At 66.1% G+C, this 18,943-nt stretch carries 17 protein-coding genes and 1 pseudogene; 11 read left to right on the top strand and 7 right to left on the bottom strand.

Annotated elements, in window-relative coordinates; genetic code table 11:
• Window positions 1-49: 49 nt before the first annotated feature.
• The 3 genes from CVN68_RS17280 to CVN68_RS17270 are packed head-to-tail and all read right to left on the bottom strand — an operon-like array spanning window position 50 to window position 2,644.
• Complete coding sequence (locus CVN68_RS17280) at window positions 50-925, bottom strand: amidohydrolase family protein (protein WP_100283298.1); 876 nt, start codon at window positions 923-925, stop codon at window positions 50-52.
• Window positions 922-1,977 (bottom strand): 4-oxalomesaconate tautomerase, encoded by a 1,056-nt coding sequence (locus CVN68_RS17275; protein WP_100283297.1) that lies wholly within the window; start codon window positions 1,975-1,977, stop codon window positions 922-924. The genes CVN68_RS17280 and CVN68_RS17275 overlap by 4 nt, the downstream gene beginning before the upstream one ends.
• On the bottom strand, window positions 1,970-2,644 hold the full coding sequence (locus CVN68_RS17270; RefSeq protein WP_100283296.1) for a 4-carboxy-4-hydroxy-2-oxoadipate aldolase/oxaloacetate decarboxylase: 675 nt from the start codon (window positions 2,642-2,644) through the stop codon (window positions 1,970-1,972). Before CVN68_RS17270 ends, CVN68_RS17275 begins: the two co-directional genes overlap by 8 nt.
• 98 nt (window positions 2,645-2,742) lie before the next feature.
• Between CVN68_RS17270 and CVN68_RS17265 the strand changes: the two genes are divergently transcribed.
• From CVN68_RS17265 to pobA, 7 genes are read left to right on the top strand one after another with little or no spacing between them, the layout of a single operon-like run.
• Window positions 2,743-3,942: a LysR family transcriptional regulator gene (locus CVN68_RS17265; RefSeq protein ID WP_100283295.1), complete on the top strand. Its 1,200-nt coding sequence runs from the start codon at window positions 2,743-2,745 to the stop codon at window positions 3,940-3,942.
• A gap of 54 nt (window positions 3,943-3,996) precedes the next feature.
• Window positions 3,997-4,851, top strand: coding sequence for an NAD(P)-dependent oxidoreductase (locus CVN68_RS17260; protein ID WP_100283294.1), 855 nt, complete (start codon window positions 3,997-3,999; stop codon window positions 4,849-4,851).
• Entirely contained in the window at window positions 4,848-5,867 is a 1,020-nt protein-coding gene (locus CVN68_RS17255; RefSeq protein WP_100283293.1) for an amidohydrolase family protein, read from the top strand. The genes CVN68_RS17260 and CVN68_RS17255 overlap by 4 nt, the downstream gene beginning before the upstream one ends.
• Window positions 5,864-6,274 (top strand): protocatechuate 4,5-dioxygenase subunit alpha, encoded by a 411-nt coding sequence (gene ligA / locus CVN68_RS17250; protein WP_100283292.1) that lies wholly within the window; start codon window positions 5,864-5,866, stop codon window positions 6,272-6,274. The genes CVN68_RS17255 and ligA overlap by 4 nt, the downstream gene beginning before the upstream one ends.
• A gap of 1 nt (window position 6,275) precedes the next feature.
• Window positions 6,276-7,166: a class III extradiol dioxygenase subunit beta gene (locus tag CVN68_RS17245; RefSeq protein ID WP_100283291.1), complete on the top strand. Its 891-nt coding sequence runs from the start codon at window positions 6,276-6,278 to the stop codon at window positions 7,164-7,166.
• A gap of 16 nt (window positions 7,167-7,182) precedes the next feature.
• Window positions 7,183-8,124: a Gfo/Idh/MocA family oxidoreductase gene (locus CVN68_RS17240; protein WP_100283290.1), complete on the top strand. Its 942-nt coding sequence runs from the start codon at window positions 7,183-7,185 to the stop codon at window positions 8,122-8,124.
• Window positions 8,125-8,129: 5 nt separating this feature from the next.
• The gene (gene pobA / locus CVN68_RS17235) at window positions 8,130-9,299 is read left to right on the top strand and encodes a 4-hydroxybenzoate 3-monooxygenase (protein WP_100283289.1); all 1,170 of its coding nucleotides are present in this window, start codon (window positions 8,130-8,132) and stop codon (window positions 9,297-9,299) included.
• A gap of 268 nt (window positions 9,300-9,567) precedes the next feature.
• Here the strand turns inward: pobA and CVN68_RS17230 are convergent.
• Window positions 9,568-10,473 (bottom strand): annotated as a pseudogene (locus tag CVN68_RS17230) (5-methyltetrahydropteroyltriglutamate--homocysteine S-methyltransferase); the annotation flags it as partial.
• Between the two features lie 160 nt (window positions 10,474-10,633).
• Between CVN68_RS17230 and CVN68_RS17225 the strand changes: the two are divergent.
• The 4 genes from CVN68_RS17225 to CVN68_RS17210 all read left to right on the top strand — a co-directional run bounded on the left by CVN68_RS17225 (window position 10,634) and on the right by CVN68_RS17210 (window position 16,471).
• A complete protein-coding gene (locus CVN68_RS17225) occupies window positions 10,634-11,944 on the top strand; it encodes an MFS transporter (protein WP_100283288.1) in 1,311 nt (436 codons plus the stop codon).
• A 64-nt stretch (window positions 11,945-12,008) separates the two neighbouring features.
• On the top strand, window positions 12,009-13,430 hold the full coding sequence (locus tag CVN68_RS17220) for an aldehyde dehydrogenase (RefSeq protein ID WP_100283287.1): 1,422 nt from the start codon (window positions 12,009-12,011) through the stop codon (window positions 13,428-13,430).
• A 39-nt stretch (window positions 13,431-13,469) separates the two neighbouring features.
• Window positions 13,470-14,306, top strand: a complete 837-nt coding sequence (locus CVN68_RS17215; protein WP_100283286.1) for a p-hydroxycinnamoyl CoA hydratase/lyase — start codon at window positions 13,470-13,472, stop codon at window positions 14,304-14,306.
• A 74-nt stretch (window positions 14,307-14,380) separates the two neighbouring features.
• On the top strand, window positions 14,381-16,471 hold the full coding sequence (locus CVN68_RS17210; protein WP_100284488.1) for an acetate--CoA ligase family protein: 2,091 nt from the start codon (window positions 14,381-14,383) through the stop codon (window positions 16,469-16,471).
• 3 nt (window positions 16,472-16,474) lie between these two features.
• Here the strand turns inward: CVN68_RS17210 and CVN68_RS17205 are convergent, their stop codons facing one another.
• The 3 genes from CVN68_RS17205 to ligM form a co-directional block, all read right to left on the bottom strand.
• Window positions 16,475-16,918, bottom strand: coding sequence for a MarR family winged helix-turn-helix transcriptional regulator (locus CVN68_RS17205; protein ID WP_100283285.1), 444 nt, complete (start codon window positions 16,916-16,918; stop codon window positions 16,475-16,477).
• 32 nt (window positions 16,919-16,950) lie between these two features.
• On the bottom strand, window positions 16,951-17,130 hold the full coding sequence (locus CVN68_RS17200; protein WP_100283284.1) for a hypothetical protein: 180 nt from the start codon (window positions 17,128-17,130) through the stop codon (window positions 16,951-16,953).
• Between the two features lie 143 nt (window positions 17,131-17,273).
• Entirely contained in the window at window positions 17,274-18,677 is a 1,404-nt protein-coding gene (gene ligM, locus CVN68_RS17195) for a vanillate/3-O-methylgallate O-demethylase (protein ID WP_100283283.1), read from the bottom strand.
• Between the last annotated feature and the right edge of the window lie 266 nt (window positions 18,678-18,943).

The following is an 18,943-nucleotide window of genomic DNA, read 5'->3' as shown; positions in this document are numbered from 1 at the left end:
GAATGGCGGGCGGAACACCGATATTGCATCGAGCGACCCGGTCGCCCGGCTACCAGAATTCGGGCCAGTAGAGGCGCATCGGGTTGTCGATTAGCAGCTTGCGCTGCAGGTCGGCGGTTACTGCGATCCGCGGGATGACATCGACGAGCGATCCGTCGTCGGGAATGCGATGCTCCATGTTCGGATGCGGCCAGTCGCTCCCCCATAGCACCCGATCCGGGTAGCGCTCGACCAATGGACGAATCACCGCGACGAAGTCGTCGAACGGCGGTCCTTGCGGCGACAGGCGCTCGGCGCCCGACACCTTGGTCCAGATGTGGGGATGCGCGTCCAGCAGATGCTTGAAGGCAATGATGTCCTTGCCATCCCGCCCTTGCGCGATATCGGGACGGCCGAGATGATCGACGACGACGATCGTCGGGATCGCTTCGAGAAACGGCACCAGCTCGTCGAGAAGATCGGCCTCGAAATAGACGACGACGTGCCAGCCGAGCGGAGCGATCTTGCGGGCGATTTCGAGAAACTTGCCCTTCGGCGCATCGTCGACCAGCCGCTTGAGGAAGTTGAAGCGTACGCCTCGAATCCCGCCTGCGTGGAGCCGCTGAAGCTCGGGAAGGTCGATATCGGGATCGACCACGGCGACGCCGCAGGCGAGGCCTCCCGATTTGGCAATTGCTGCCAAAGTCGCGGCGTTATCAGTGCCGTGGCAGCTCGCCTGGACGATGACGTTGCGCGAAAAGCCCAGCCGGTCGCGCAGCGCGAACAGCATTTCGGGCGTGGCGTCCTCGGGATGGTATTTGGCCTTGGGACTGAACGGAAATTGCGCCTCGGGCCCGAAGACATGGACATGCGCATCCACTGCGCCTGGCGGCGGCACGAAAGCGGGCGCGGTTGGCGTATCGATCCAGGTCTTGGTGCGGCTCATGCGAAGATCATCCCGTCCATCAGCTTGCGCGCGGTGCGCAGCAGCGCGGCGCTGACCACGGTGCCTGTCTCGTCGGTTTCGAGCACGCAGCTCATCTCGCCGGTGGGGTGCTCCACCGACAAGGTCTTGCGTCGCCCCACAGGCACCCGCGCCACTTCGGCCGCGGGCGATCCCGGGACCAGGCAAGCGGTGGCGACGCTGACCGCGCCGAGCACGCCGATCGTGGCGTGCGCGCGGTGCGGGATGAAGCTGCGCACGGTCACCGCGCCGCCTTGCGCGGGCGGTGCGACCAGCATCATCTTGGGCACCGATTTGTCGGTGACGTCGCCCAGGTTCATCATCGGCCCGGCGCGCAGCCGGATCGCCTCGATCCGCGCCTTGAGCGCAATATCGGCATCGAGCATGTCGCGATCCTCATAGCCGGTGGCGCCGACATCCTCCGCCTTGAACACGACGCACGGCATGCCGTTGTCGATCAGCGTGCAGGCCACGCCCTCGATCCTATCGACGGCATTGCCGGTCGGCAGCAGCGCACCGCACGATGATCCCGCGGTATCGCGAAATTCGAGCGGGATCGGCGCAGCGGTGCCGGGCACGCCGTCGATCGCCGCATCGCCGGCGTAACGCGGCATGCCACCGGGGGTCTGGCAAGTGGCGATCGCGATCTGCCCGGTATTGACCATGAAGATCGAGACGTGCGTCTCGTCCGCCGTTGCCGCGATCAACCCGCGCTCGATCGCGAAGGGGCCCACACCGGCGAGCATGTTGCCGCAATTCTGCGCGTCGGACACGATCGCCTGATCGACGAACACCTGCAGAAACAGATAGTCGACGTCGACACCGTCGCGATCGGATCGGCGCACGATCGCGACTTTCGAGGTCAGCGGATCGGCGCCGCCCATCCCGTCGATCTGGCGCGGATCGGGCGAGCCCATCGCGCCGAGCAGGAAAGCGTCGCGCGCCGCCGGCTCCTGCGGCAGATCGTCGGCGACGAAGAAGCCGCCTTTCGACGTGCCGCCGCGCATCCACATGCAGCGTATCCCGTCACTCATAGGTCAGGCCGAGTTCGGCAAGCTTTCCGCGCATGTCGTAGATGTCGAGCCCGAGCTCGCCCGCGGCCAGCCGTTGGCGCTTCGATTCCTCCGCCGCCTCGCGTGCCTGCGCCTTGGCGAGCACCGCCGCGGCATCGGCGCGCTTCACTACGCATACGCCATCGTCGTCGGCGACGATCACATCGCCCGGATCGATCGCCGCGCCGGCGCAGACGATCGGCAAATTGACCGATCCGAGCGTCGCCTTGACCGTCCCTTGCGCGAATATCGCCTTCGACCAGACGGGGAAGTTCATCTGGGCAAGATCGCGGACGTCACGCACCCCGGCATCGATCACCAGCCCACGACAGCCGCGCGCCATCGCCGAGGTGGCGAGCAAGTCGCCAAAATAGCCGTCTTCGCACGGGCTGGTCGGTGCCAGCACGAGTATGTCGCCGGGCTGGAGCTGTTCGATCGCGACATGGATCATCCAGTTGTCGCCTGGCGGCGCCGAGATCGTCACTGCCGATCCGGCGATGCGCGCGCCGGGATAAATCGGTCGCAGGCGGCTGGCGAGCAGGCCAATGCGCCCCTGCGCCTCGTGCACGGTCGCAACGCCGGCGGCCGCCAGACCGTCGATCACTCTTGCCTCGGCCCGCTCCACAATGCGGATCACCCGTCCCGGCATGCTCGAACTCCTATCCAGGCACCAAGCCCTAAGCGCAGGAACCGCGGCGCCCAATCGGAATTGCACTCCGGCGATAAGCTATTGCTATAGGTGCGCAGATGCTGCGCCCCTTCGATCTCAATCTGCGCCACCTGCGCGCGCTTCCGGTGATCGTCGCGCAAGGCAGCATGAGCGGCGCGGCGCTGGCAGTGAATCTGTCGCAGCCGGCGCTCACCCAAGGGCTGGCGAAGCTCGAGCGCCAGCTAGGCGTAGCGCTGTTCGACCGCCACCGCGACGGGGTCTCGGCGACCGAGGGCGGGATGTTGATGGCCGACCGGGCGACCGCGGCGTTCGGGCATCTGGCTGCGCCGACGGCCCGTCGCGGCGGGCGCGGCTTCGCGCGGCCCGAGCAACTGATGACCGCCAGCCAGCTCCATGCCTTTCTGGCGCTGGCCGATGCCGGCAGCTTCGTCGGCGCAGCAATGGCGACTGGGCTCTCGCAGCCTGCGCTCCACCGCGCCGCACGCGATCTCGAGCAAATTGGCGGGGTCGTCCTGGCCGAGCGGCGCGGTCGCGGCGTCGTGCTCACCGCCGCTGGGCGCCGGCTCGCGCGCGGCATCCGACTCGCTGCGCGCGAGATCGCGGCGGGGATCGTCGAAGCTTCCGGCGCAGCCGAAACCGGGACGATTGCGATCGGCGCGATGCCGCTGTGCCGGGCGCTAATCCTGCCCCATGCCATCGCCGCATTCGTCGCGGGCACGCCGCGCGCTCTGGTCGATGTCGCCGAGGGATCGTGGCGCGAACTCGTCGAGCCGCTTCGCGACGGCGTGATCGACCTGATGATCGGCGCGCTGCGTGATCAAGCGCCGCACGGACTTGCGCAGCGCGCGCTGTTCACCGATCGCCTGGCGGTGATCGGCCGCGCCGGCCATCCGCTGGCCGCTGTCGCCGAACCGACGCTCGAGGATCTCGCGCGGTTCGGCTGGATCGTCGGGCAGGCCGACACCCCGCTGCGATCGCATTGGGAGGCGCTGTTCGCCGGCCGTAAGCCTGCAGAAGCGCCGATCGAATGCGGCTCGGTAATGGTGATCCGCGGAGTCTTGCGCGATAGCAACTTGCTGACCTTGCTCTCGCCAGACCAGGTTGCGCTCGAAGTACGCAGTGGCGTCCTCGCTACGATCGGTCCCCCGCTGGCGCAATGCGTGCGCACGATCGGCATCACCACGCGCCTCGGCTGGCGCCCGACCATGGCGCAGCGTCGCTTCGTCGATCTGGTCGAAAACGCGGTTGCCCAGACCAGAATTCCGGAAACCGAATAGCCGGGGCGGCATTGTGATTGGCGGGCCAGCGCGGCGCTGCCCTAGGCTTCCACGATGGACGTTGCGTTCGCCTTTGTCGGTTTTGGAGAGGCCGGTGCTGCCTTTGCGGGTGGCGCTCGGGCTCGGGGCTTTGATCGCAAAACCGACGATCCCGCCACGCGCGAGGCCAAGCTCGCCGACTTCGCACGCGCAGGCGTGCAGGTTTGTGAGACGCCCGCCGAAGCGCTTGCCGGGGTTGGCGCGGTACTGTGCCTCGTCACCGCAGACCAGGCACTCGCCGCCGCCCGGACCGCTGCGCCGCTGATCGCATCCGGAACGCTGTGGCTCGACATGAACAGCGTGGCTCCCGACACCAAGCGCGCCGCCGCGGCGTTGATCGAGGGTGCCGGCGGGCGCTATGTCGATGTCGCGGTGATGTCGCCGGTCCATCCCAAGCGCCGGGCCGCGCCGGTACTGGTCGGTGGCCCGCATGCCGAAGACGCCGCAGCGTTCCTCGCAGGCATCGGCTTCACCGATGTCACAAGGGTTTCAGGACCGATCGGCCAAGCCTCGTCGATCAAAATGATCCGCTCGGTAATGGTAAAAGGTCTCGAGGCACTGACCGCGGAATGCTTCCTTGCCGCCGATGCCGCGGGCGTCGGCGAGACGGTGCGCGCTTCGCTCGACGCGACTTGGCCGGGCGGCGATTGGGCAGGCAGAGCCGACTATAATCTCGATCGCATGATGGTCCACGGACTGCGCCGCGCCGCGGAGATGGAGGAAGTCGTCAAGACGCTCGACGCGCTGGGTACCGGATCGGCGATGACGCGCGGCACGGTCGAGCGCCAGCGGGCGATCGGCGCGCTGGGACTGGTTCCGCACGACGGCCTCGCCGCGAAGCTGGCTGCGATAAAGGGGGCGACCCGATGATCATCGATTGCCACGGCCATTATACCACCGTGCCCGCCGCACACGCCGCGTGGCGCGAGGCCCAGAAGGCGGCATTCAAGGCCGGCGAGGCGCCCCCGCCCTACCCCGCCATCTCCGACGACGAGATCCGGGAAACGCTGGAAGCCAACCAGATCCGCCTGATCCGCGAGCGCGGCGCCGACATGACGATCTTCAGCCCGCGCGCCTCGGCGATGGCGCCGCATGTCGGCGACGAGGGCGTGGCGCTGGCCTGGGCACGCGTGAACAACGATCTGATCAAGCGCTGCGTCGATCTGTATCCGGACGTGTTCGCCGGCGTGTGCATGCTGCCGCAGAACCCCGAGGCGGGGCTGAACGGGTCGATCGCCGAACTCGAGCGCTGCGTTACCGAACTCGGCTTCATCGGTTGCAATCTCAATCCCGATCCGGGCGGCGGGCACTTCACTGCGCCGCCGCTCACCGACCGATATTGGTATCCCTTCTACGAGAAGATGGTCGCGCTCGACGTGCCGGCGATGATCCATGTCTCGGGCAGCTGCAATCCGGCGATGCACGCCACCGGTGCCTATTACATCGCCGCCGACACGATCGCCTTCATGCAGCTGATCGAAGGCAATCTGTTCGCCGATTTCCCGACGCTGCGCTTCATCATCCCGCATGGCGGCGGTGCGGTGCCTTATCATTGGGGCCGCTATCGCGGGCTGGCCGATATGCTCAAACAGCCTGATCTCGGCGAGCATCTGATGCGCAACGTGTTCTTCGATACCTGCGTCTATCACCAGCCGGGGATCGACCTGCTGGCAAAGGTGATCGACACCAGGAACATCCTGTTCGGCAGCGAGATGGTCGGCGCGGTACGCGGAATCGATCCGCAGACCGGCCAGTATTTCGACGACACCAAACGCTATGTCGACGCGCTGCCGATCACCGACGCGCAGCGCCATGCGATCTTCGAGGGGAATGCGCGGCGCGTCTTCCCCCGGCTCGATGCGATATTGAAGGAGAAAGGCCTGTGACCGGCCCCACCGACATCCACGCCTATCTGGCGGCGTTCGACGATATTCCGGGCACCCGCGTGTTCACCGCCAAGCGCGCGCGCCAAGGCTACCAGCTCAACCAGTTCGCGATGAGCCTGATGAAGCCCGAAAATCGCGAGCGCTGGAAGGCGGACGAGCGCAAATATCTCGAAGACTGGAAGCTGAGCGACGAGCAGCGGGAGGCGCTGCTGGCGCGCGACTATAACCGGCTGCTCGATCTGGGTGGCAACGTCTATTTCCTCGCCAAGCTGTTCTCGACCGACGGCTTGAGCTTCGCACAGGCGGTGAGCACGATGACCGACATGAGCTTCGAGGAATATACTAGGATGATGGTCGGCGGCGGGCGATCGCCCGAGGGCCAGCGCTCGATCAAGGAGGGCCGCTGAGATGGCACGTATCACTGCAGGCGTCGGGTCCAGCCACGTTCCGCTGCTCGGCGTCGCCTCCGATTTCGGCAAGGATTCGGACGATTATTTCGGCCCGATCTTTAACGGCTATGAATGGACCCGCGTCTGGGAACTGGCCGAGAAGCCCGATGTCGTGATCCTGGTCTTCAACGACCACGCCTCGGCGTTCGACATGAAGATCATCCCGACCTTCGCGATCGGCTGCGGCGAGCAGTACAAGCCCGCCGACGAAGGCTGGGGCCCCCGCCAGGTGCCCGATGTCGAGGGGCATGCCGACCTGGCCTGGCACATCGCACAGAGCCTGATCCTCGACGAATTCGACATGACGATCATCAACGAGATGGACGTCGATCACGGGCTGACCGTCCCCCTGTCGATGATGTTCGGCAAGCCCGACAAATGGCCGTGCAAGGTGGTGCCGCTGGCGGTCAACGTGGTCACCTATCCGCCGCCCTCGGGCAATCGCTGCTGGGCGCTGGGCGAAGCGATCCGCAAGGCAGTGGAGAGCTTTCCCGAGGACCTCAACGTCCAGGTCTGGGGCACCGGCGGGATGAGCCACCAGCTTCAGGGACCGCGCGCCGGGCTGATCAACCGCGAATGGGACAACCGCTTTATCGACGGGCTGATCGGCTCGTCCGACGCGCTGCGTCATATCCCGCACCTCGAATATCTGCGCGAGACCGGATCGGAGGGCATCGAGATGGTGATGTGGCTCATCATGCGCGGCGCGATGGGCAAGACCACGCGCCTCCTCCACCGCCATTATCACGTGCCGTGCAGCAACACCGCGATCGGCCATCTCGTGCTGCGCCCGGACAATGGCGAGGGGCTCGACATGACCGGCAGCGATTTCGCGGCCGCGGCTGAATAGAGGACCAGGATCGACCATGAAAATCGCACTCGCCGGCGCCGGTGCCTTTGGCGAAAAGCATCTCGACGCGCTCAGGCTGATCGACGGAGTCGAAGTCGTGTCGGTGGTCGGGCGTCGGCTCGAGCCGACGCGCGCGGTGGCGGACAAATACGGCATCGGCCATGCCTGCACCGATCTCGCCGAGGCGCTCGAACAGCCGGGGCTCGACGCAGTGATCCTCGCGACGCCGACCCAGATGCACGCGGCGCAGACGATCCAGTGCTTGGAGGCAGGCAAGCACGTCCAGGTCGAGATCCCGCTGTGCGACAATCTCGCCGACGGCGAGGCGGTGCTCGCGAAGCAGCAGGAGACCGGGCTGGTGGCGATGGTCGGCCACACCAGGCGCTTCAATCCCAGCCATCAATATCTGCACGGCAAGATCGCGGCCGGCGACCTCGCGATCCAGCAGATGGACGTCCAGACCTATTTCTTCCGCCGCCAGAACATGAACGCCAAGGGCGAGGCGCGCAGCTGGACCGACCATCTCTTGTGGCACCACGCCGCGCACACGGTGGATCTGTTCGCCTGGCAGGCTGGTCCCATTGTTGCCGCCCATGCGCTCGAAGGGCCGATCCATCCGGAGCTCGGCATCGCGATGGACATGGCGATCCAGCTCAAGAGCGAAAGCGGGGCGATCTGCACTTTGTCGCTGAGCTTCAACAATGACGGGCCGCTCGGCACCTTCTTCCGCTACATCTGCGACAAGGGCACATGGATCGCGCGTTACGACGATCTGGTCACCGGGCGCGAGGAAGCGGTGGACCTGAGCGGCGTCACGGTGTCGAGCAATGGCATCGAGTTGCAGGACCGCGAATTCGTCGCCGCGATCCGCGAAGGGCGCGAGCCGAATGCCAGCGTCGCGCAAGTGATGCCCTGCTACCGCGTGCTCGACGCGCTGGAAAAGCAGCTGGCCGGCTGAGCCCAGTGAAGACCAAGGTGGCGATCATCGGTGCCGGCCCCGCCGGATTGCTGCTCGGCCATTTGCTGCGCAGCGAGGGGATCGACTGCGTCATCGTCGAGCGCCAGTCGGCGGCACACATCCTGTCGCGAATCCGCGCCGGCGTGCTCGAAAGCGTCACCACCCAATTGATGCACCGGCTGGGTCTGGACGCACGAATGAACGCCGAAGGGATGATCGAGCACGGCTTCAACTTGGCCGACGATGACCGGATGATCCGCATCGATATCGAGGCGCTGACCGGGAGGTACGTCACGGTCTATGGCCAGACCGAATTGACTCGCGACTTGATGGATGCCGCGCTCGATCGTGGCCTGCCGATCGTCTACGAAGCCGGCGAAGTCGCGCTCCACGATGTGGACGGCGAGCGGCCGTGGATCAGCTACGTCGTCGACGGGCAATCGCAGCGAATCGATGCGGACTTCATCGCGGGGTGCGACGGCTTTCACGGCCCTTCGCGGAAGGCGGTCGGCGACCATCCGGCGCGGACGTTCGAGCGCGAATATCCGTTCGGCTGGCTGGGTATATTGGCCGACGTAGCGCCCTGTCACCCCGAACTGATCTACGCCAACGGCCCGCGTGGCTTTGCGCTGGCGTCGATGCGCTCACCCACCCGCAGCCGCTATTATATCCAGGTGCCGCAGGCCGCGCGGATCGAGGATTGGTCGGAGGATCGGCTGTGGGACGAACTCGCCGCGCGGTTCGACTCGATTTCGGACCGCGGTGTCGCCCGGGGCCCCGCGCTCGAAATGTCGATCGCGCCGTTGCGCTCGTTCGTGTTCGAGAAGATGCGCCGCGGCCGCCTGTTCCTGGCGGGCGATGCCGCGCACATCGTCCCTCCGACCGGCGCCAAGGGGCTCAACCTCGCCGCCTCCGATGTCGCTTATCTTGCCGAGGCGCTGATCGCCTGGTTCGCCAAGGGCGACGCGGCGCCGCTCGCCGGCTACGAAGCGCGGGCGCTGGCCCGTATCTGGAAAGCCGAGCGCTTCAGCTGGTATCTGACCAAGCTGATGCATCGCTTCCCCGAAGACGGTGCATTCGAGCATCGTATGCAGCGCGCCGAAATCGACTATGTCGCGACCTCGCGCGCGATGCAGACCGCGATCGCCGAGAATTACGTAGGGCTGCCCTTGTGAGCGTTTTGCCCGAGCGCACGCCCGGTTCGCTCCCGACCCAGGAACGCGCCACCGACTGATCCGTCAGATCGTGCCCCAGACGTCTTGGGCGACTCCCATCACCAGCCGCAGCTTCGCCGATTGCTGCTCCATCGCGATATCGTTGCCGTGCACCGTCGACGAGAAGCCGCATTGCGGCGAAAGCGCCGCTTGGTCGAGCGGCAGGTATTGCGGCATCGTCGATCCGGCGCTTGACGTCGTCGGCGCTTTCCATGTCGGCGAGCTTGGTCGTGACCAGCCCGAGCACCACGGTCTTGCCCTTGGGTACATGCCGCAGCGGCGCGAAATCGCCCGAGCGCGGATCGTCATATTCGAGGAAATAGCCGTCGACGGCGAGGTCGTTGAACAGCACTTCGGCGACCGGCTCGTAGCCGCCCTCGGCAGCCCAGGACGAGCGGAAATTGCCGCGGCACAGATGGACGCAAATGACCATGTCGGCAGGCGCGTCGCGGATCGAGTCGTTGATGATCCGGGCATAGAGCCGCGGCAGTTCGTCGGGATCCATGCCGCGGTGGCGGGCATTGTCGCGCTGGGTCTCGTCGCAGAGATACGCCAGATTGGTGTCATCGAGCTGGAGATAGCGGCACCCGGCATCGGCGAGGCTCGCGATCTCGGCGCGATAGGCCGCGGCGATGTCCTCGTAGAACTGGTCGAGGTCCGGATAGGCGATAGCGTCGATCGCGTCGCGCCCGCCGCGGAAATGCAGCATCGTCGGCGAGGGGATCGTCACCTTGGGCGTTTGCGACGTGCACGATGCGAGGAACTCGAAATCGCGCCGCTGGATATCGTGCGCGTGGCGCACCGGCCCGGTCACCTTCATCACCGGCGGCGCATATTCGAGCTCCTTGCCGCCATGCTGGTGAAACTTGACCTGGGTGCCGCCGGCTTCGTCGACTCCGTCAAGCTGGAGCAGGAAATCGGTGTGGAAATAAGTGCGGCGAAATTCGCCATCGGTAATCCCGTGGAAGCCGAGCGATTCCTGCATCGCCACGACATCGCGGATCGCCGCGTCTTCGGCGACACGCAGCGCCGCCGTGTCGATCCGGCCTTGCTTGAAAGCCCAACGCGCCTCGAGCAGCGCGGCGGGGCGCAGGAAGCTGCCGACATGATCCGCGCGGAAGGGCGGCTTGGGCATGATCACGGCTCCGATACGGCAGGAAAATTGGTATGCGGTACATGCATTTCCACGCCAGTGTTGACAAGTCTGCACGGCTGCGAATCGCCGAATCAGCGCGCAATCACTGTTGCGTGACATAGCATTTTGCGCGAGGCTCCCGAAAATCGTGGAGAGGACGATGCCTGACGACAATCCCCAGGAGATTCTGGATCGCGCCCCGATGTCGCGCGCGCAATGGGGAGTCGTCGCGGTCATGGTCGGCCTCAACGCGCTCGATGGATTCGACGTGCTGTCGATCAGCTTCGCGTCGCCGGGAATTGCGCACGACTGGGGGATCGAGCGCGCCGCGCTCGGGCTGGTGCTGTCGATGGAGCTGATCGGCATGGCGGCCGGGTCGCTGGCGCTTGGCGGGATCGCCGACCGGATCGGCCGGCGCGCGACCATCCTGACCTGCCTCGCGATCATGACCGCCGGAATGCTCGCCGCCGCAAGCTCGACCAACGTCTACCTGCTCTCCACCTGGCGGCTGATCACCGGCCTCGGCATCGGCGGCATGCTGGCCGCCACCAACGCCGCGGTGGCGGAAGCCGCCAATGCCCGGCGGCGGGCATTATGCGTCGTGCTGATGGCCGCGGGCTACCCGCTCGGCACGATCATCGGCGGCTCGATCTCTGCGGTGCTGCTCGCTTATTACGGATGGCAGGCGGTTTTCGTTTTCGGCGCCGTGGCCAGTGCCTGCTTCGTCCCTGTGGTACTTCTCGCAGCGCCTGAGTCGATCGCGTTCCTGCTTCACAAACGCCCACCCGACGCACTGGCGAAGATCAACCATGCGCTGGCACGGATGGGCCACGCCGCGATCGCTTCGCTGCCCGAGCCCGAATCCATGGCGCGCAAAACGTCCGCGATCGAATTGTTCTCGGTCGGCCTCAGGCGCCAGACCGTGCTGCTGACCCTCGCCTATCTCGCGCATATCATGACTTTCTACTTCATCCTCAAATGGATTCCGAAGATCGTCGTCGACATGGGCCATGCCCCGTCGGAAGCGGCAGGAGTGCTGGTCTGGGCCAGCGCAGGCGGTGCGATCGGATCGCTGCTGCTCGGATTGCTGACTTCGCGAGTCAGGCTGCTGCCGCTAACGATCGGCGCAATGCTCGCATCGGTGGCGCTCGTCATCCTGTTCGGCCGCGGCGGCAGCGATATCGCCACCCTGTCGCACCTCGCGGCAGCCGCCGGTTTCGCCACCAATGCCGGGGTGGTGGGGCTATACGCACTGGTCGCGCGCAGCTTCCCGACCGGGCTTCGCGCCACCGCCACGGGGTTCGTGATCGGCATCGGTCGCGGCGGCTCGGCGCTCGCGCCCGCACTGGCGGGGCTGCTATTCGCCGCCGGCTATCCGCTGGCGACCGTCGCGATCCTGATGGCGCTGGGCTCGGCGGTGGGTGCGCTGGCGCTGTTCGGCCTCGCCGGCCGTCGGCGCGCGTCCGGATGAAGAACGATAGTATTGCAGGCGTACATTTTAAGCTATATAACATAGCAATATCCGGAGAGGCTCAATGGCAACCTTGGTTGAAGAAGCGCGGACGTTCGACCGCCGCAATCCGGTGACCGGCGACGTCGCGACCAGCGCGCCCGCCGCGACGGTGGCCGACGCCAATGCGGCGTGCGCGGCGGCGGCCGCGGCGTTTCCCAAATGGTCTGCGCTGGGCCCCAATGCGCGCCGCGCACTGCTGATGAAGGCGGCGGTCGCGCTGGAGGCGCGCGCCGAGGATTTCGTCGCGGCGATGATGGGCGAGATTGGCGCCACCGAAGGCTGGGCACGGTTCAACCTGATGCTCGCCGCGGGCATGGTGCGCGAGGCCGCGGCGCTCACCACCCAGATCACCGGCGAGGTCATTCCCTCGGACAAGCCCGGATGCCTGGCGATGGCGCTGCGCGAGCCGGTCGGCGTGATGCTCGGCATCGCGCCGTGGAACGCGCCGATCATCCTCGGCGTCCGCGCGATCGCGGTGCCACTCGCCTGCGGCAATACGGTGGTGCTCAAGGCGAGCGAGCAATGCCCGCGCACCCACGCGCTGATCGCCGAGGCATTTGCCGAGGCCGGGCTGCCGGAGGGTGCGGTCAGCCTGGTCACCAACGCGCCCGAGGATGCCGCCGAAATCGTCGGCGCGCTGATCGACAATCCCCATGTCCGCCGCATCAATTTCACCGGGTCGACGCATGTCGGACGGATCATCGCAGTGCGCGCGGCGCAGCATCTCAAGCCGGTCTTGCTCGAACTAGGCGGCAAGGCGCCGCTGATAGTGCTGGCCGATGCCGATCTCGACGAAGCGGTGAAGGCCGCGGCGTTCGGCGCGTTCATGAACCAGGGCCAGATCTGCATGTCGACCGAGCGGATCATCGTCGAAGACAGCGTCGCCGACGCGTTCGCCGCGAAGTTCAAGGCCAAGGTCGCGTCGATGGCGGTGGGCGATCCGCGCGCGGGCAAGACTCCGCTCGGCGCGGTGGTCGATCAGAAGACCGTCGACTGCGTCCGCGGCCTGATCGACGACGCGCTCGCCAATGGCGCCGAGCAATTGGTCGGCAGCGACGCCAACGGCGTGCTGATGCCGGCGCATGTCATCGACCGGGTCACGCCGGCGATGCGGCTGTTCCGCGACGAGAGCTTCGGCCCGGTCGTCGGCATCGTCCGCGCGCGCGACGAGGCGCATGCGATCGCGCTGGCCAACGATACCGAATATGGCCTGTCGGCCTCGGTCTTCACCCGCGATACGGCGCGCGGGCTGCGGGTCGCGCGGCAGATCCAATCGGGCATCTGCCATATCAACGGCCCCACCGTCCATGACGAGCCCCAGATGCCGTTCGGCGGAGTCAAGGCCTCGGGGTACGGCCGCTTCGGCGGCAAGGCCGGGATCGATGCCTTCACCGAACTGCGCTGGATCACGATCGAGACCGAGCCGGGCCATTTCCCGATCTGATCGATCGCCTGCCAGACACTAAAAGGATTAGCCGAAACCATGACTGAACTGAGCAACGCCGGCGTCGTCGCCTATGAAGTCGAAGACAGCATCGCCTGGGTCCGCTTCAATCGCCCCGACAAGCGCAACTCGATGAGCCCGACGCTCAACCGCGACATGTTGGCGGTGCTCGAAGCGCTCGAATTCCGCAGCGATGTCGGTGTGCTGGTGCTCAGCGGCGAAGGCGCCGCCTGGTCTGCTGGCATGGATCTCAAGGAATATTTCCGCGAGAACGAAGCCAAGGGCCTCGGCGCGACGCGCCAGGCGCAGCGCGAGGCCTATAGCTGGTGGGAGCGGCTGCGCTGGTATCAGAAGCCGACGATCGCGATGGTCAATGGCTGGTGCTTCGGCGGCGGCTATGGCCCGTTGTTCGGCTGCGATCTCGCCTTCGCCGCGGAGGAAGCGCAGTTCGGGCTTTCGGAAATCAACTGGGGCATCCTGCCGGGCGGCGGCGCATCGAAGGTGGCGACCGAGCTGCTGCCGTTCCGCAAGGCGATGTATCATGCGATGATGGGCGAGAACCTCAGCGGCACCCAAGCCGCCGAATGGGGACTGGTCAACGAAGCGCTGCCGCTCGCGCAGCTCAAGGATCGCGTCACCGAAGTCGCCAAGGTGCTGCTCGCCAAGAACCCGGTCGCACTCAAGGCGACCAAGGACGCGATCCGCCGCGTGCGCGAGATGAGCTATGACAATGCCGAGGACTATCTGATCCGGGCGCAGGAAGCGGCCAACAGCTTCGATTCCGAAGGGCGCAAGGAAGCCACGCGCCAGTTCATCGACGAGAAGAGCTACAAGCCCGGGCTCGGCGCCTATGATCGATCCAAGGCCGACGTCTGAGGTCGATCGTCGATTAGGGGCGTGCGCGCCCTGTCTCTGCCAGCCCCTCTCCGCCCGCTGGGTCAGGATATATGATGCCCGATCTTTCCCGCCTGCTCACGCCGCGCTCGGTAGCAATCGTCGGTGCTTCGCCTACCCTTGGCGCGTTGGGCAATTCGGTACTCGCCAATCTGGTGCGCCACGGCTTTGCCGGCGACATCCATTTGATCAACCCCAGGCGCGACACGATCGATGGCCGGCCATGCCTCAAGTCGATCGAAGAGCTGCCGGAGGGCGTGGACGCCGCGGTGCTGGCGATCCCGGGCGCTGCGGCGATCGACGCATTGCGGGCATTGGCGGCGCGCGGCGTGGGGGCGGCGATCGTCTTTGCGGCGGGCTTTGCCGAGGGCGGCGAGGAAGGCCTGGCGGCGCAGGCCGAAGTCGGCCGGATCGCCGCGCAGCACGACATGGTGATCGAGGGCCCCAATTGCCTCGGCATGGTCAATTATGTCGAAGGCGTGCCGCTGACCTTCGTCGAGACGCCGGCATTGCGGCTGGGCAGCCGGCCGGGGGTCGGGATCGTCTCGCAATCGGGGGCGATGGCGGTGGTGCTGGGCACCGTGCTGATGGGCAAGGGCCTCGGCATCTCGCTCTCGGTTTCGACCGGCAACGAAGCGGCCAGCGGCGTCGAGGATTACGTCGCGCATCTGATCGGCGCGCCGCACACCCGCGTCATCGCGATGATCGTCGAGCAGTTCCGCAATCCCGCGCGCTTCCTAGCGCTCGCGGCGCAGGCCTACGCCGCCGGCAAGACGATCGTCTTGCTGCACCCCGGAAAATCAAGCGCGGCGCGCGAATCCGCCGCCACTCACACCGGCGCGATGGCCGGCGACTGGGACGTGATGCGCGTCAAGGTCGAGCGCGCCGGGATATTGCTGGCCGATAGCCTCGAGGAGCTGGGCGATCTGGTCGATCTGGCGCTTCGCGCGCAGCCGCTCGGCGCGGGCGGCACGGCGGTGCTGACCGAATCCGGAGCGTTCAAGGCACTGACGCTGGATCTTGCCGAAGCGATCGGCTTGGCACTGCCTACATTGGACGGGGATACCGCGGCGCGGCTCCGCGCGGCGATGCCCGATTTCATCCCGGTATCGAACCCGATGGACCTGACTGCGCAGGCGTTGGTCGACCCGGATCTGTACCGGCGCGCGATCGAACCGTTGCTCGACGATCCGGCCATTTCGGCGGTCGTGCTAGCGATCATCCAGACCGACGAAGCGACGTCGGCACGCAAATTCCCCGCGATCATCGATGCGCTTACCGCGCTGGCGCCGCGCAAGGCCATGGTCTTTGCAGGCCTCGACGAAGGGGCAATGGTGCCAGCCGGATATGTCGAGCAACTGCGTGCGCTGGGCGTGCCCTATTTCCCTTCGGCCGATCGGGCATTCCGGGCACTGGCGCGACTGTCGCGGCACGCGGCGCGCGATCAAGGCACAAGCGGCGCCAAACCGATCGCGCTCGATGGGCTCCAGGCGGGAATCACACCCGAATATCGCGCCAAGCAATTGCTGGCGCGGGCCGGCATTGCCTTTCCGGCTGGCGATCTGGCGACCACGATCGAGAAGGCGCAAACCATCGCCGAACGCGTAGGCTATCCGGTGGCAATCAAGGCACAAGCCTGCGAACTGTCGCACAAGAGCGACGCCGGCGGCGTGATCCTGGGTCTCCCCGATGCCGAGTCACTCGCGCGCGGATGGGACCAGCTTCACGCGAACATCGCCGGACACGCACCCCGCACGACGCTCGAGGGCGTCTTGGTCGAGGCAATGGGCGCGCGGGGCGTCGAACTGATCGTCGGTGCGCGCAACGATGCCGAATGGGGTCCGGTGATCCTGGTCGGGATGGGCGGCGTCCAGGCCGAGCTGACCCATGACGTGCGGCTGATCGCTCCCGATCTCACCGAAGCCGCAATCATCGCCGAATTGCGACAGCTGAAGAGCGCGGCGCTGTTCGACGGCTTCCGCGGATCGCCGGCGCTCGACCTCGAGGCGCTGGCGGCGATGATCGCGCGGCTGGGCGCAGTGCTAGCCGGCACGCCGGCCATCCGCGAGATCGATCTCAACCCGGTGATCGTCTATCCGCGCGGGCAAGGCGTGATCGCGCTCGACGCGCTGATCCGGGCCGAATAGCCTCTACCCCGCCGGGCTCTCGATCCGCGAAAGCAGGTTGAGGAGCAATTGCTGCTCCAGATCGCTCAAGCCCGCCAGCAGCTTCTTCTCGTGCACGGCGATGCGCGTCATGCATTCGGCGAGAAGCGCCTTGCCCGAGACGGTGAGCTCCAGCGAGAAGGAGCGGCGGTCGCGCGGCGTCATCGTCCGTTCGAGCGCACCGCGCTCGACAAGCTCGTTGATCAGCGAGACCATGTTGGCGCGCTTGATGCCGAGCATTTTGCCGACCGCGCCCTGATTGATCCCCGGATTGGCCTCGACGACGGCGAGGATGCCGACCAGCACCTGGCGCATGCCGGTGCCTTCGACGGCCGATCGGAAATCGAGCGCGAACTCGCCCGACGCGCGGCGAAGGTGGAAGCCGACAAGGGGAGAAAGGCTGCCGAAGCTGATGGTTTTGCGCGACATCGCGCAGGTGAAAGCGGGGTTTGCCGCGGCAGTCAACCAGCGTGCGGCGGGCGATCGTGGCGAACATCGCCCACCCGGCGCGCGCGCAGCGATCGAAAGTCGCGTGCAGCCGCGATCATGCGGAGCGCGTCGTCGCGATAGAATTGCCATCCGGCGGTCGTGCCGGTGCGGCTCGCGGCGATCGCCGAGGCGATCCGTTCGACCATCGTCATCCCACCCCTCCTTGCTCTGGCGGCACGGTATCGCGCGCCGCGCATTTGTACGTGTTACATACCGATTAGCAAGCGCCTCATGACCATCGCGCGCGGCACGGAGGTCCCCCGGCACGAAGCCGGGGCGACCTGTGCCCGAGGTCTCAGACGCGGGTGGTGCGCCAGCCTTGCTGGTAGGTTTCGCGCGCCACCCGCGAATAGGGGACCGGGCTGACCACCGCGCGGACTTCGATCTGCCGGTGCGGCTCCACCGTGGTCTTGCGGGTGCCGCCATCGGGCTCGCCCCACACCACTTTCAGTTCGGTGCCGACCTGGATCTCATGATCGATCGTCGCCAGGCTCAGCGCCGATTTCTCGTTATAGCTATAGCCGGTGAACATCGACAGGCCGACCGTGCGGCCCCCCGAATCCACGACCTTGTCGTAATTGGACGAGGCGTAATTGGCGAGCGGCAGATCGAAGAACTTGTAGTTCTCGCCGTCCGGATCGAGCATCGACGCGAAGATCTTCGCCACGTCCTCGGCGTTCCACGCCAGCGTCACCTTGCGCCGCTGCGCGTCCTTGTCGAGCGCTTCGAGCGCCTCGCGCCCGTGGAAATCATGGTCGAACTTGACGAACGGGCCATAGCCGAGCTCGTACGGGTTGAGATAATAATCCTCGATGCGCTCGCCGACGAAGCTGCCGCCGATGCCGCCGGTCGCCTCGTAGCTGTCGGCGCCGAGCCACTCGCGATAGCCCTTCAATTTGTCGCCGGTGTAGATCGCCGGGAGCGGCGACGGGATCCAGCCGCTTTCCAGCGTGTTCGACGGATAAGCGCGGCTGCCGCAAGCGACGATCCCGAACTCCCTGCCCGCTTCGAGGATCGCACTCCGCACTTCTTCCTGCTCGTCATACGGGCCCCAGATTTCGAGCCCCGGCGCGCCCGACATGCCATGGCGCAGCGTGCGGATCGTCTTCCCGGCGATGTTCATCATGCTCATGTTGAAGAATTTGAGCTGCTCGACCGGACCGCCGTTGAGCTTCTCGATGATCGCCCAGGCATTTGGTCCCTGGATCTGGAAACGCCAATTGACCCGCCGGACCGGCTTGCCCATCGGCCGCGCCGGACTGCGGTCGTCCTTGACGATCTCGACGTCATAGCCGCCGGTCTGGGCGTGGTACATCAGCCAGTTGGCGGCCGGCGCGCGGCCGACATAGACGAACTTCTCTTCGGCCAGATAGAAGAGGATGCCGTCGCCGATGACATGGCCATAGGGCGTGGTCGGGACATATTGCTTGGCCTTGTCGACCGAAAAGCCCTTCATCGAATTGATCGCAGTGGCGCTGATCAGCTTGAGCGCGTCGGGTCCGCTGATGAACAGATCGACCATGTGGTGCGACTGGTCGAACAGCACCGCCGAATGCTGCCACGCATATTGCTCGCTGCGCCAGTTCGAGAATTCGGGCGCGACCACCGGATAGACATAGGCCCCGATCTGCGAATTCCGCAGCATCTCCACGGGATCCCCCGCGGCGCTCAGCACCTGTTCCAGATTGGCTGCCGTCATGTCGCTATCCTCTCGCTCGCAATATCATTGCGCCGCATTCCCGCGCCGCTTGCCGCACCCTATTCCTCCCGATATTGATACGCAACACATACAATTAGGTGATGGCTTGCGAAGGGGTCCCAGCGACTCGAGTTCTGCAGATTGACGCTGTCGTGCGTCGCCCGTCGGGCCTGCTGGCAGGAGCATGTTGCTCGATGGCACGAGGACCGTCCTGTTTACGAACCGAGCGCGGGAGGCGAGATCGCTGCGTGCATGGAGGCGCTTCG

The organism is Sphingomonas psychrotolerans, assembly GCF_002796605.1.
Lineage (GTDB): Bacteria > Pseudomonadota > Alphaproteobacteria > Sphingomonadales > Sphingomonadaceae > Sphingomonas > Sphingomonas psychrotolerans.
Note: the sequence above shows the minus strand (reverse complement) of the source record. Positions and strands in the feature narration are given on the sequence as shown.